Source organism: Salicibibacter cibi (assembly GCF_016495865.1).
GTDB lineage: Bacteria > Bacillota > Bacilli > Bacillales > Marinococcaceae > Salicibibacter > Salicibibacter cibi.
The window spans coordinates 1,438,065-1,451,348 of sequence record NZ_CP054706.1 but is presented as its reverse complement, the minus strand read 5'-3'; the positions used below and the strand labels follow the sequence as shown (position 1 = coordinate 1,451,348).

Below are 13,284 nucleotides of genomic sequence, written 5' to 3'. Positions count from 1 at the left end.
AAAAACCTCCTCCTTCCGCTATTTAGCTTGGCTAAATCCAGCAGCGGCTATACGAGGAGAAAAATAATCAGGACAACAATTGGCGACACAATGGTACACGCAGTGTTCACCTTATTATTGTCAAATCCCGGAACGCCCCGGATGATTCGGGTGTTATGGCCGCAATGGCTTTTTTCTTCCGTAAGGGTGTTGCAATACCCGCATAGGCGCTCTTCCTGAAGATACGCGCCCATAACAGTATCTGCTATCGCTCCTGCAAAACCGGCGATCAATATCAAAACCATCCAATCTCCATTCAAAAGCAGGAGGCTTCCGAAGATTGCGATAAGGCCACTTCCGAGAAAAGCAAACAACGTACCGATTGGAGAAATCGCTCCTGACCGGCCGGTGGCCGTACGGTTATTCATCCTAATATGGTAAGGGCGTCCGCCCCAGCGCTTGCCACCTTCCGTAGCCCAAGTGTCACTGTTGGCAGCCGCGAGCGAGCTGATGAACATCATACGGACAAGTTCATCGTCCGCAAACAGCAGCGCCGAGATAGCAAGAAGAGCCGCGACTCCGCCATTGGCGAACACTTGCCCGGCTGTACGCATTTCCTGCTCCCGTTCAAACGTACGCGCAGGTAATCGGCCGAAAATTGTACTGCCGATAAAAAATAACGCCAAGATGATGAGCCCCTCGTAAGAAAAAGATACGGCAATTCCCGCACCGACAAGAAAAGCCGTCCATGCACCGCCAACGGTCAGCGTTTGATGCCGATAGGCCAAATAAGCGATAAGGACAACAGCTATGAGAAGGAGAACGACCATTATGTTTTCTCCGTTACTACATGATGAACGGGAATATCATGTGCCTCAGTCGGCAAAGTGGGAAAAAGTTGAAAAGAAAAGGCGAGAGCGGCAGTCTTTCCTTGATAATGTTCGAGGTACCGATCATAGTAGCCGCCGCCAAATCCGATGCGATATCCTGCCTGATCAAATGCCAATCCCGGCACGATCACGACGTCGATGTTTTCCTTTGTGATTTGCTCACATTTGGAAGGCACAGGTTCCGGCAGTCCACGGTTTTCCTCCAACTGCAAAAACGACGTAAGCGCATAAAAATCCAACGTATGGCGCTCGCGGGCTACTTTGGGCACAACGACCGTTTTCCCTTCGCGCCAAGCTTTCTCTATTATTGGTATTGTTGGCACTTCCCGATATGTAGCAACGGTTACGGCAACGATTTTCGCTTGTTTCCAGAACAACTGGCAATACAATTCTTCATGCAACTTCCGACCACGCTGCTCCCGCTCCCCGCTTGTTAGCATGGAGAACTGTTCTCGTACATACGTGCGAACCTCTTGCTTATGCATCACTGCCATCCCTCCCAACATAAGAAAAGTAAGCAGCATACGCATCTGCTGCTTACTTTGTTTCACGGTGAAGCGTATAACGGTTAAGCCGCGGACTAAATTTGTTTAGCTCCATACGCTCCGGATGGGTTCGTTTATTTTTAGATGTGATATAGTTTCTGTCTCCAGTTTCCGTACACGCAAGTGTTACTTGAACACGCATGGCTATCCCTCCAATCTTTTAGCAATCGTACTCGATAATATTATCAGGTTTTATTACATAAATCAACGCTCACATCATTTCAAAAGCCAAAATAGGAGGCAAGCCTTTATTCCAGATCATCTTCCGGATCCCTAAAAACCTCATCGTCGTCGTCGGATTCGTCCGGTTCAGCTCCGTCCTCTTCCAAGTCAAAATAAGCATCCAGGGCATCACGTGTGATCGAGTTCGCCAACCCTGAATCCTCATCACTCGTCGAGGTGACTGGAACAAGCACAGCGATCGCGACTTCGGGATCATCGTAAGGAGCGTAGGCCACCATTGCCTGATTGTAACCTTCATTCCCATCCTCGTCAAAGGCCTGCGCCGTTCCTGTCTTGCCCGCTGGATTATAATCGGCATCATCGAAGTCATCGTACGCGGTCCCGCCGTTTGAACCGGATTGTTGCATCACCTGCCTCATGCCTTCTTGCATCCGGTCAAAATCCCCATCTGTATTGTCAACCGTATTCAGCACTTCGGGGCTATGTTGGCGCACGACAGATCCGGATTCTTCATCCCCCGTCGCGGGATCGAGAATTTCTCTCACGAGCGTTGGCTCCATCCGCTCCCCACCATTCGCTATGGTTGCAGCGTACTGGCCCATTTGCATCGGCGTGTACGTATCAAACTGGCCAAAACTCATGTACAAAAGGTTTTGGGATTCGTAGCCGCCATCCATGCCCGTCACTTCTCTAGGGAGGTCAATCCCCGTCTCGATGCCGAGGCCAAATTGGGCGTAATGGTTGCGCAAAATATCAAAAGCCTGGTCAGCCCCAGACCAGTCGGTGCCGCTCACGCCGAGTTCATAGTCGGCCATCGCCATCGCTATTCTTGCCATATAAATGTTTGACGAGCGGCGGATGGCGTCAATATCATTCACGGCCCCCATATTTTGCCATGAAGATATGGACGGGGAAGCGGGCAAATTGATAGGCGTGTCTTCAAAGACCGTGCCGTGATCGATGACGCCGCTATCGAAACCTGCCAGTACAGTCGCCATTTTGATCGTGGACCCGATTGCATAGGCGTTCTCCATCAAGCCGAAATCTTCATCATAGGACGCCATGCTAAGAATTTCGCCGGTGTCCGGCTCCATCATGACGACGTGGGCTTCCGGGTCTTCGAGAAAAGTAGCCCCGCTTTCGCTGCCGATGTTATCATCAATCACATCTTCTATCTCTTGTTGCAAGGCCATGTCGATCGTCAAAACGAGATCGTTACCCCGTGCGCCGGGGTCCGTTGATTCATTCCCGTCGGCATCAGTCGTTATTTCTGCCTTTTCCCCACGCATCACGTTTTCATATTCTGCTTCCAAATGAGTCGTTCCGACAATATCGGTCCGCTCGTAACCTTCACCCAAATATTGATCGAGCTCATCCTCGGGAATTTGCCCCGTACTCCCCAAAAAGGTCGGGAAGCTGTCGCCATAAGGATACATTCGAACAGAATCCCGCATGATATCAATGCCGGGAAGTTCATGCATTAACTCGCTGAGCGCGTGGGCCGCTTCCTCATCAATCCCTCTCGCGACCCGATGAGGCGAGTAATTATAACCGCCCATCATCTCTGCCCAAATCGCAACCGTCTCATGCTCGTCCGCATCGATCGCTTCCATCGCTTCCTCTGCGGAAAACCTGTCAAGTTGCAGTTGATAGACTTCATCATCTTCCAAGTCTGCTTCTTCCTCTTCGCTCACCAGTTGATCTGCTTCCTCTTCTCTCGTTTGCAACCAATAGTCTTGCCATTCCCGTTCATTAATATCTTCAATGTCATCTTCGTCTATATCCAAAAATTCCGGCAAACGGTCGGCAATTTCAAGCATCTCTTCTTCGTTGCCCGGGCGATTGGTATAGGTAAGGGTCAGTTGCAATTCATTATCGACAACCGTGTTCCCGTTGCGATCCAGCATTAATCCTCGCGGCGAATCAACGTTCGCCGTCTGTTCCCCATCATTATTGACCATCGATTCATATTCTTCCCCTTGGACAATTTGAATATAGCCAAGGCGTAAGATCAAAATGGAAAATAAAATAAATACGGCAAAAAAAAGGATATTTAAACGTAACGGAATATGATTTTTCCGTTTTTCTCTTGCCATATGGTTTCTCCTCCCCCTACTAAAAAACATGTGCGTTTATCCTCACTCGTCTATTGTAGCACAGCCTCTCCTGGATTCCCATTAGAAAACTGAGCTTTTTGCCAAGCTTTTATAGCGAAAGCCTTCGCCCACCTTATGCAGGTAATAAAGGTGATTTATACTTTCTTACCTGCATAAGAAACTATGAACTACGTTTGGCGTTCCTGATCGCCGAGGCTTTTATTGGCGTAATCATCGTCCGAAATCCTTCCCCCGCAAGGGCTAATGTGCCGTATCGCCAAATACAGAAAAAGATGTCCTGCGCCAAACACAAGTAATGTAAACAAAATCCCCTGTTTATCTCCCAGTACGCGAATGAAGATCAAAAAAGAAATGATGGAGACAGCCCTTCCCCCATTAACGAACCACTCCCTCACAATTAAATACTCCACTCGCATTGAAGCTGCCTTGTATGCTTTTCCGATAATATCATACGTCATCGACACAAACGGCACAAATATCAACGGATAGGCGGCCGAAATGATAATGCCATAAGCAATCAAACGAGGATACGTTGGATCGGGAACGATAAAGAAAATGGCAACGTAAAGCAGCAAAGCGCCGATAAAAATCGAACGCCTGCGAAAACGAACGGGCAGAAACCGTCCCACCGCAAAATAACAGCAAAATGAAACGGCTGACGTAATGAAACCATAGGTGCCCAATGCCAATTCACTTTGCGTCGCCGTATAGACCCACAAAACGATTAAAAACGTAAAAACCCCTTCACGCAACCCTTGGAAAAAATGGGCATATAGAATGCGGCGCCAATCCAAGTCTTCATGGCGCCGCTGCCAAACTTTGCTGATCCGAAAAATCCCGGCAGAGGAACGCTTTTTAAATTTAAAACTGACAACCACCGCTGCTGCAAAAAACAACAACGATACGGTAAAAATAGACTGATAGCCACTGTACCCCGGAAACCAAGCAATAATGATTCCGGCAGTCATCGGTCCAATCATACCGGCGAGTGATGTGAACAATCCTAGATAACCGTTAAAGACATCCCTTGTCTCCGGCGACGTTATTTCAAATGTGAGCACGTTAAAAGCAAGCCAATATACGCCAAAGCCCAACCCCAACAGCAACCCTAACAAAAAGAGAACATCTTCAACTCTTGTTCCGGCAAAAAGAACGGCAAAATAAAAAAGGGCAAGCAGCACAACACCGATCCTTAACACAATCGTTCGATCCATGCGTTTCACCAATCGACCGGCGTAAAAGAACGCCAATGGCGAAAATAGGACGGTCGCCAATTGATAAAGGGCAATTGCCGTGATGCTCCCGGATTGTTTCCATATGTACACGTTAACAAACGTATTCGAAAGCGCCGTGCTTAAAGCATACAAACCCCCGATCAATAGCAAGAGTTTAAAATCTTTCGTTGCCTCCACATTATCGGGAAGCAACCGTTTGAAAATCGCGGAAACCATCGCACACACCTACCTCATCTTCAGTTAGCGTGTGCAACCTAAGCGCGTGCTATTCCACGAATTAAAAATCCCCCCTGAAACGTTCAGGGGGGTTGTTTCATTTATTATGCTTCTTTGTAACGTCTTTCAACCTCTTGCCAATTCACGACATTCCAGAATGCTTTCACGTATTCCGGACGACGGTTTTGATATTTAAGGTAATACGCGTGCTCCCATACATCAATGCCAAGAACCGGTGTTTTTCCTTCGGTTAAGGGAGAATCCTGGTTTAACGTGTCCTGAATCGCCAAATTTTTGCCATCGACGACGAGCCATGCCCAACCTGAACCGAAACGACCGAGTGCGGCGTTTGTAAATTCCTCTTGGAACTGATCAAAACTGCCCCACTTGTTTTCGATCGCGGACAACAAGTCACCGGATGGCTTGCCTCCTCCATTCGGAGAAAGAATCGTCCAAAACAGCTTGTGGTTCGCGTGACCGCCTCCGTTGTTACGAACTGCGGTACGAATATTTTCTGGGACTTTATCCAAATTCGTCACCAAATCTTCAACGCTTTGATTGGCGAGGTCATCATGACCGGAAAGCGCATCATTTAACTTTGTTACATAAGTATTATGGTGCTTGTCATGATGAATGTTCATTGTTTCTTCATCAATGTGCGGTTCCAATGCATTTGCTGCATATGGAAGATCCGGAAGTTGATAGTTAGCCATGTGAATCTCCTCCAATGTTTAATTTAATACAGGGTGAGCAACCTCTCGACATTACTCTACCCTGCCCCTATTAACTTTAAACCTATTTTATGTTATTTACAAATATTTTATCTTTAATCCCATTAAAAAAACCCCTTTAAATCCGGGGTTGTATTTTCTATATGGTGGACCCTGTAGGACTCGAACCTACGACCGGACGGTTATGAGCCGTCTGCTCTGACCAACTGAGCTAAGGGTCCGGTGGATGGGGCGGTTGATGGGGATCGAACCCACGAATGCCGGAACCACAATCCGGTGCGTTAACCACTTCGCCACAACCGCCATATGCTTTAAAATGGTAGCGGCGGAGGGAATCGAACCCCCGACCTTACGGGTATGAACCGTACGCTCTAGCCAGCTGAGCTACACCGCCATCCGCAAGAAAATTGTTTAAGACAATGGATAATATATCATAGAATCAGAAAGACGGCAAGCCTTTTTAATACAAACCCCCTCATATCCACCAGCTAAAACCAGCAAGTAACAGGCCGATAAACAGCAAAATAAACTTGATCACCGCTCCCGCCAAATAACCGACCAATGAACCTAATCCTATGCGCCCGAGTGATTTTAGGTGATGTCCGCCGGCTAACAGTTCCCCGATGATCGCGCCGGCGACGGCACCTATGATAATTCCAAGTACAGGGATAATGAACGGTCCGATGATCAAACCAATCATGCTTCCCCATACCGCCCCCTTTGAGCCGCCGACCCGTGTGATGCCATAATAACTCGTGATAAAGTCAAGCCCAAAAAGGAGGGCAACAATGAGTGTCTGTCCAATCCAAAAACCAAATCCAAAGTCCCCAAAACCCACATACAATCCGAAGAAAACTATCGCGAGAATATAGGCGGGACCGCTTGGGATAATGGGATAGATCACCCCGATAATTGCAAGTGCGTAGGCGGCAAACGCCAACCCTATCCATAATACTTCCATCGATGCCATCCCTCCCGGTGCGGTGTGTTCGGTTCTTTGCCGTAGAGACAACGGCAAATGGTTTATTGCTCATTTAAAACTGCTTGGGCAATATTAACGGAATGGTCCCCGATGCGCTCCAGATTGCTGACAATATCGACAAAGATAACACCTGCCGATCCAGAACAACGCCCGTCATTCATACGATCAATGTGTTTTCTGCGCAATTTCCTTTCCATCCTATCAATTTCTTCCTCTTGCTTTTCCGTCGCCTTCGCGGCCTCCAAGTCATGGTGTTCAAGGGCATAGATGGCATCTTGAAGCGTGTGGAGCGTAAGGGACACCATTTCATCAAGATCTTCTTTCGCTTCCGCCGAGATATTGACCTTGTTTCTCATTTGAAAATCAACGAGTTCCATGATGTTTTCAAAATGGTCGCCAATTCTTTCAATATCCCGGATCGTGTCTAAGAGCATCGTATGCACATAAGAGTTTTCCGTAGACAAAGATCGATTGGAAATTTGCATTAAATAGTTCGTGATCTCATGGTCCAAATTGTTGATCGCTTCTTCATACCGGCCGGCCATCTCCGCATTTTTACGCTGATGATGCTTAATGTATTTATTGACTTCATGCAATCCTTGTTGCGCATAATCGGCCATGCGCAACACTTCCGCCCGTGCTTGTCCAAGTGCGATGGCCGGGGCGCGTTGGATAAAAGATGGATCCAAATGCTTTGCCTTATAATCAATTTCTGTATCTTTTCCGGGAATAAGCTTCGTTACAATTGTTGCCAAGGCCCCGATAAATGATACTTGAATAAGTAAGTTCGCGACGTTAAACGCCCCGTGGGCAACAGCAATGGTCATAGGAGGACCGAGATTAAAAATGTCCTCGATCATAGCCATGAAAGCCGTAAATGGTTGTAAAAAGATGAGAATGATTACTGCGCCTACCAAATTAAAAATGACATGGCTGAGCGCCGTTCGCTTCGCGGCCACCGATGCGCCGATGGAGGCCAATACAGCCGTAATTGTCGTTCCGATATTATCACCGAACAACACTGGGAGAGCAGCGGTTAAACCGATCGCATTTGCGTCATAAAGCTGTTGTAACAGGCCGATTGCCGCGGTCGAACTTTGAACAATAACCGTGAATGCTCCTCCGATAATAACCCCCAAAAGTGGATTATCACTCATACCAATGGTAAGTTCTTCAAATACCGGACTGTCCGCTAACGGGGAAACGCCGTTACCCATGACGGAAAGGCCCAAAAACAGAGCGCCAAATCCAAATATCACTTGCCCATAATTGTTTGCTTTTCTGTTTTTAAAGAAAAAGATGAGGAATGTACCGATAAAAATAATCGGTAACGCGTATTCCGTGATGTCAATTCCAATAATGAAGGCGGTAGCGGTCGTCCCCACATTTGCGCCCATTATGACGCCAATTGCCTGACGCAATGTCATAAAACCGGCATTGACCAATCCGACGGTTAGAACAGTCGTACTGCTGCTTGATTGTAACAAGACCGTTACGGCTATCCCTGTAATCACACCTTTAATCGGATTAGAAGTGAACCGATCCAACAACTCGCGCAAGCGGTCACCGGCGATTTTCGTAAGGCCGTCACTCATATACTTAAGGCCAAACAAAAAGATCCCCAGCCCCCCGAAAAACATAAACAGGAGCTCTTGCAGGTCCAAAATTGCTCATCCCTTCACAAAGAAAATCATGCCGTAATTGTTCATCCTCATCTATTATTCATCAACTTCACTGCTTTGTAAAGAATAAGTTTCGTTTTTCTGATATAATCGACAACGTACGCACCGCTTTACCCTTACATAATAGAGGAGCATCATCACGTTGAATATTTGGAAATCATTATTTTACAGCTTATTTTCCCCTACCATGATCGGCCAGTTTCGCAGACAAAAAATTGGCAGAACGATTTTATATGTTTTTCTGCTCGTGCTCTTAACCAATATACCTGCCGCCATTTCCATTAGCTCGTTCGCCGTCAACGCCGGCGAACGTCTGCAACAAGTCCTCTCCGAGGATATGCCGGATTACGAAGTTGAATCGGGAACATTGATCGCGGAAGGAGAGCAAATGCCGTTTACAACCCATATCGATGATACCCTGATCATCCTTGATGATTCGGGTCAAGTCACTCCAAACGATTTTGCAGGCGAAGCAAATGTCACCGCCCTTTTAGAGGACCGTGCCTTCATCGTGACCGATGGGGACGTGGAACAAATGGAGTATGGAACGTTTAGTTTTACAAAAGCTGAACTCCAGGAAGCAACCGGCAGCTTTTTGGAACTCCTTCCCGCGTTTATCGTCTTAATATTGATCCTCTTATATTTATTTGCCTCCGGGATGAAGTTTATCGGCGTGTTCGCAATCTCAGGTATAGGGTTGTTACTTAAAAAAATCTATCCCGCCCGCTTGCAATATCGGCATATTTGGGTAATGGGCGCTTATACCGCCACGCTTCCTTCGGTGGTCGGAACGTTTCTTGACGTCATTGGCCGTAATGGCAATGCCTCATTCTGGATTTATTGGCTGCTTGCAATCGGAATATCCGTCCTTGTCTACCGAACGCTTCCCATCCCTAAACGGCGGCAATGAAACGAGCGCCTGTAAGGGCGCTCGTTTACTCTGTTCTTCATTTAGTATGAAAGTATTGATTAACCACTGAAAATAGGGCGTTTTTTCATGGAGGTGGGTATTATTGAGGGCTCACAACAATCCTGGTACCATCCACCGATGTCACTTTGACTTCGGTGTTTTTTTCAAGCCAAGATGCACCTGTTGTCGCACTGTAAGTTTGCCCTTCGATTTCAACCGTGCCGATCGGACGAAAGTCCGTCAGCGTTGTGCCTTCTTTTCCGATCAGCTCATTATACCCTTCATTCATGGAATTGTACCCTTCTTCACTCGACATCGTTTCTTTCAACGTCATTTTCGACCATAGATCACGACGCGGAAACACTTTCGTAAAGAAAAAGGATGCCAGTCCCCCCAAAATCACTGCGAATCCGACGAGGAAGGCGTACATTAAACCCGGCGCGGGAACCGCCAAGCCGATAATCATTAAGACGCCGCCGATAAAGGACAACGTCCCGTCTCCGAGTAATTTTCCGTCTATAACAATCGATAACAAGCCGGCTACATAGAGAATGATGACCCATGATCCGGACGCATCTCCGACATGGTAAGCAAAATACAGCGAGATCAATGAAAATCCGATGATACCGAATATCCCTTTTGCTTTTACAAGCAGTTCCCCAAGAAAAAACATTGTTGCCAAAAACACGACGAGAAAGCCGAAAATCTCAATTTCAAGCCACTCCATTGATTGAGCACTCCTTCCCAAAATCCGGTTCTCTCCAGTACGTTCCCTAGATGATCATCTATCTATATTGTAGCAGAAGTTCTTTGTTTATAAAACGCTTTAATATTGGGGTGGGCGCATCAACAAAACGAACCTCACGTCAATCGTATCGTGAGGTTCGTTAGCAAACTGAACAACTTGCAGCTATCAGCTGGAGCCGGGATGCTGCTTCCATGGCTTCGCCTTCCGCGGACGAACGGTCAAGCCTCCTCGCGCAAAACCGGCGTGCGGGGGATTGACGCGTCCGTTTTGATGTCTACGCCATTGCAGCACCGTCCCTCCATGCGTTGCCAGAAGTGCAAGGTTTTTTTGTTTATAGGATGGATTTCCTTGCATCCAGTTTTGACAACACCAACGGAAAATGCTTATGGGCCAGTCTTTTTCCGTTATTCAGCAGTCCCTATTTAAGAGCCTGATCCGAGTCGCCGCTTCCTTCAAACCAACCGCGAACCGTATCGATTAATTCGCTGAAGAAGTCGAGGACGGATTGCACAAAGCCTTGCGCTTCATCGGAGCTCATCCAGTCATCGATATTATCGCGAATTTGACCAATCTGATTTTGCACTTGATCCCAGTCAATGTCCATGTTTTGCATGCGTTCAAACAATGACACAAGCCCGTCCATTTCTTCATCCGTTAACGTAATTCCAAGTTCATCGGCGATGCGTTCAATGAGGTCTCGCAAGTCTTCTTCCGTTTCCACATCTTCTTCCGCAATCGCTTCTTTAATTCTTGCCATTAATTCCGTTGCTTCTTCTGTCCCGTGATTTTCACTTAGCTCACCGGTCTGTACAAGCTCTTCGTTGGCGATCCGTTTTTGGTCTTCTGGAATCTCTATGTCTGTTTCAATTTCATAAGCTTTAATGATCCCTGTTAGCGCCCCGGTGCCGGAAACTTCAAACGGTGCGGTAACGTAAATTTCGGCGTCTTCGACACCTGCGGTGACGAGCGCGTTGGCGTACATGCCTTCCGTTACGTAATTGATTCGATTCGTTTCTACATCTATCCCGGAACCTGCTTCAGCAATGGTGATTTGTGAAGAAGAAATCGCGTTGTTTCCGATCTGTCCCGCCGGGATAAACTCACCCAAATATTCATGCTCTTCTTCATTAGTTACTTCTACAATCGGGTCTTGTTCACCGCCATCATCCATTTCCGATAAAACCGTTTCTCTTTCTTCATCGCTTAAATCTTCGCCAAGGGTAATAATAATATCACCCGGCGCCGCATCGGCCGCTGCACTGGTTGGTGAGGATATAACACCTGCGCCTACCAGTGCGGCCGCTGTTATCCCTGCAACGATTTTTTTCATTTTTGTGCTCCCCCTCATAATGTCTTACCCTTTTTTCTTACCATATCCAAACCGAAAAGAAAAGCCAATTAGAGAGTTTTTGTTATTTCATCAGCATTTTTTCATGGGACAAGCATACCGTTTTATTAAGGAGGTATTTTTCATGAAAAAATGGTTTTGGATTCTCGCAATTGCTACCGTAATTTTTGCTATATATTATGACGTCTCGCGCGGCACGCTTCCGGTCGCTGATTCCTCGCCGGAAACCGCCGGGGAAACAGTGGAAGTCACGGAAACGCATTTTGACCACACCGTCGACGTTGAAATTGAAGCCGGCCAAACATTATTGTCCATCGTTGAACAACTCCATGATGAAGGCATGCCGATGGACATGGCAGCCATCGAAAACGATTTTCAGTACTTAAATGACGGCCAATCGCCCGAACAATTAAACGAGGGCCAAATGTACACATTTCCCCTTTATGAAAGCTAACCTTCCCGAATACTTGCCAGTTTTGCCGTTTCATTGCTACAATAATATACATGCACAGTATAAATGAGCCAAATGCGTTTTTTATAAAATAAGCTCATGCAAAGGGGCGGAAAACGAATATGAGCGAAATCATCCACCGAACGAAAACGAGACCGGTTCGTGTCGGCAATCTAGTCATCGGCGGCAATGATGAAGTTATCATTCAAAGCATGACGACAACGAAAACGGAGGATGTCGAAGCGACGGTTGCGGAAATTCTACGTCTTGAAGAAGCAGGATGTCACATCGTTCGGGTAGCCTGCCCTAACGATAAAGCTGCGGACGCCCTTCCCGAAATTAAATCACGCATAAATATTCCCTTAGTCGTTGATATTCATTTTGACCACCGCAAAGCTTTAAAAGCGATTGAAGCCGGTGCGGATAAAATCCGGATCAACCCCGGAAACATAGGGTCACGTGAAAAAGTAGAGATGGTTGTTGAGGCTGCCAAAGAAAAAGGGATTCCCATACGCATCGGTGTGAATGCCGGGTCTCTCGAGCGTCATCTTCTTGAAAAATACGGATACCCTACCGCCGACGCTATGGTCGAAAGCGCGTTGCACCATATCGCGATTCTTGAAGAATTGGATTTTCATGACATTATCGTCTCCATGAAAGCATCCAATGTTGACCTGGCGATTGAAGCTTATACAAAAGCGGCACAAGCGTTTAGTTACCCCCTTCATCTTGGCATTACCGAATCCGGAACATTATTTGCCGGCACGGTCAAAAGTGCGGCCGGACTTGGCGCGATTTTGGATAAAGGCATTGGCAATACGATGCGCATTTCCCTCAGTGCCGATCCTGTTGAGGAAGTGAAAGTCGCCCGCGAACTTACAAAAACATTCGGTTTGGCTTCGGATGCAGCCACCTTAATTGCTTGCCCAACATGCGGACGCATTGAGATCGATCTGATTAGCATCGCCAACGACGTCGAAGCCTACATCGCTAAAATTAAAGCTCCGATTAAAGTCGCCGTTCTCGGCTGTGCCGTCAACGGTCCCGGAGAGGCCCGGGAAGCTGATATCGGCATTGCGGGAGCAAAAGGGGAAGGACTCCTTTTCCGCCACGGCGAAATCATTCGCAAAGTTCCCGAGGAGACGATGGTCGAGGAATTGAAAAAAGAAGTCGATAAATTGGCGGAAGAACACTACGCCAAACTAGAAACATCCCAGTAAAAAGCACAACTGCCCGCTCTTAAAATGGTGAGCGGGCAGTTGTTTGT

General features: G+C 47.1%; 14 protein-coding genes and 3 tRNA genes. 3 read left to right on the top strand and 14 right to left on the bottom strand.

Annotated elements, in window-relative coordinates:
- Positions 1-47 precede the first annotated feature (47 nt).
- The 11 genes from HUG20_RS07405 to HUG20_RS07355 all read right to left on the bottom strand — a co-directional run bounded on the left by HUG20_RS07405 (position 48) and on the right by HUG20_RS07355 (position 8,542).
- Positions 48-809: a DUF92 domain-containing protein gene (locus tag HUG20_RS07405; RefSeq protein WP_200089668.1), complete on the bottom strand. Its 762-nt coding sequence runs from the start codon at positions 807-809 to the stop codon at positions 48-50.
- Positions 809-1,354 (bottom strand): 5-formyltetrahydrofolate cyclo-ligase, encoded by a 546-nt coding sequence (locus tag HUG20_RS07400; protein WP_246476678.1) that lies wholly within the window; start codon positions 1,352-1,354, stop codon positions 809-811. The genes HUG20_RS07405 and HUG20_RS07400 overlap by 1 nt, the downstream gene beginning before the upstream one ends.
- Before the next feature lie 52 nt (positions 1,355-1,406).
- Positions 1,407-1,556, bottom strand: a complete 150-nt coding sequence (gene rpmG, locus HUG20_RS07395; protein WP_200089664.1) for a 50S ribosomal protein L33 — start codon at positions 1,554-1,556, stop codon at positions 1,407-1,409.
- Between the two features lie 106 nt (positions 1,557-1,662).
- Positions 1,663-3,693, bottom strand: coding sequence for a penicillin-binding transpeptidase domain-containing protein (locus HUG20_RS07390; protein ID WP_200089662.1), 2,031 nt, complete (start codon positions 3,691-3,693; stop codon positions 1,663-1,665).
- 188 nt (positions 3,694-3,881) lie between these two features.
- Positions 3,882-5,165: an MFS transporter gene (locus HUG20_RS07385; RefSeq protein WP_200089661.1), complete on the bottom strand. Its 1,284-nt coding sequence runs from the start codon at positions 5,163-5,165 to the stop codon at positions 3,882-3,884.
- A 104-nt stretch (positions 5,166-5,269) separates the two neighbouring features.
- Positions 5,270-5,878, bottom strand: a complete 609-nt coding sequence (locus tag HUG20_RS07380; RefSeq protein WP_200089660.1) for a superoxide dismutase — start codon at positions 5,876-5,878, stop codon at positions 5,270-5,272.
- A 162-nt stretch (positions 5,879-6,040) separates the two neighbouring features.
- A tRNA-Ile gene (locus tag HUG20_RS07375) sits at positions 6,041-6,117 on the bottom strand.
- A gap of 6 nt (positions 6,118-6,123) precedes the next feature.
- Positions 6,124-6,199 (bottom strand) — tRNA-His (locus tag HUG20_RS07370).
- 14 nt (positions 6,200-6,213) lie between these two features.
- Positions 6,214-6,290: transfer RNA gene (locus tag HUG20_RS07365), tRNA-Met, on the bottom strand.
- An 81-nt stretch (positions 6,291-6,371) separates the two neighbouring features.
- Positions 6,372-6,857, bottom strand: a complete 486-nt coding sequence (locus HUG20_RS07360; RefSeq protein WP_200089659.1) for a DUF456 domain-containing protein — start codon at positions 6,855-6,857, stop codon at positions 6,372-6,374.
- Between the two features lie 62 nt (positions 6,858-6,919).
- Positions 6,920-8,542, bottom strand: a complete 1,623-nt coding sequence (locus tag HUG20_RS07355) for a Na/Pi cotransporter family protein (RefSeq protein ID WP_200089658.1) — start codon at positions 8,540-8,542, stop codon at positions 6,920-6,922.
- Positions 8,543-8,702: 160 nt separating this feature from the next.
- Here HUG20_RS07355 and HUG20_RS07350 point away from each other — a divergent pair, with 160 nt between their 5' ends.
- On the top strand, positions 8,703-9,470 hold the full coding sequence (locus tag HUG20_RS07350) for a DUF1189 domain-containing protein (RefSeq protein ID WP_200089657.1): 768 nt from the start codon (positions 8,703-8,705) through the stop codon (positions 9,468-9,470).
- Positions 9,471-9,570: 100 nt separating this feature from the next.
- On the opposite strand, the gene HUG20_RS07345 is transcribed toward HUG20_RS07350, so the two are convergent.
- From HUG20_RS07345 to HUG20_RS07335, 3 genes are all read right to left on the bottom strand, one after another.
- Positions 9,571-10,197 carry an NfeD family protein gene (locus HUG20_RS07345; protein WP_200089656.1) on the bottom strand — a complete coding sequence of 209 codons (627 nt, stop codon included), beginning with the start codon at positions 10,195-10,197 and terminating at the stop codon, positions 9,571-9,573.
- Between the two features lie 186 nt (positions 10,198-10,383).
- Positions 10,384-10,572, bottom strand: a complete 189-nt coding sequence (locus HUG20_RS07340) for a hypothetical protein (RefSeq protein WP_200089655.1) — start codon at positions 10,570-10,572, stop codon at positions 10,384-10,386.
- Between the two features lie 64 nt (positions 10,573-10,636).
- Positions 10,637-11,548 carry a DUF1002 domain-containing protein gene (locus HUG20_RS07335; protein WP_246476568.1) on the bottom strand — a complete coding sequence of 304 codons (912 nt, stop codon included), beginning with the start codon at positions 11,546-11,548 and terminating at the stop codon, positions 10,637-10,639.
- A 142-nt stretch (positions 11,549-11,690) separates the two neighbouring features.
- Here HUG20_RS07335 and HUG20_RS07330 point away from each other — a divergent pair, with 142 nt between their 5' ends.
- Both HUG20_RS07330 and ispG read left to right on the top strand, forming a co-directional pair.
- Positions 11,691-12,020 (top strand): hypothetical protein, encoded by a 330-nt coding sequence (locus tag HUG20_RS07330; protein ID WP_200089651.1) that lies wholly within the window; start codon positions 11,691-11,693, stop codon positions 12,018-12,020.
- Positions 12,021-12,139: 119 nt separating this feature from the next.
- Positions 12,140-13,237 (top strand): flavodoxin-dependent (E)-4-hydroxy-3-methylbut-2-enyl-diphosphate synthase, encoded by a 1,098-nt coding sequence (gene ispG / locus HUG20_RS07325; RefSeq protein WP_200089649.1) that lies wholly within the window; start codon positions 12,140-12,142, stop codon positions 13,235-13,237.
- Positions 13,238-13,284: the final 47 nt, after the last annotated feature.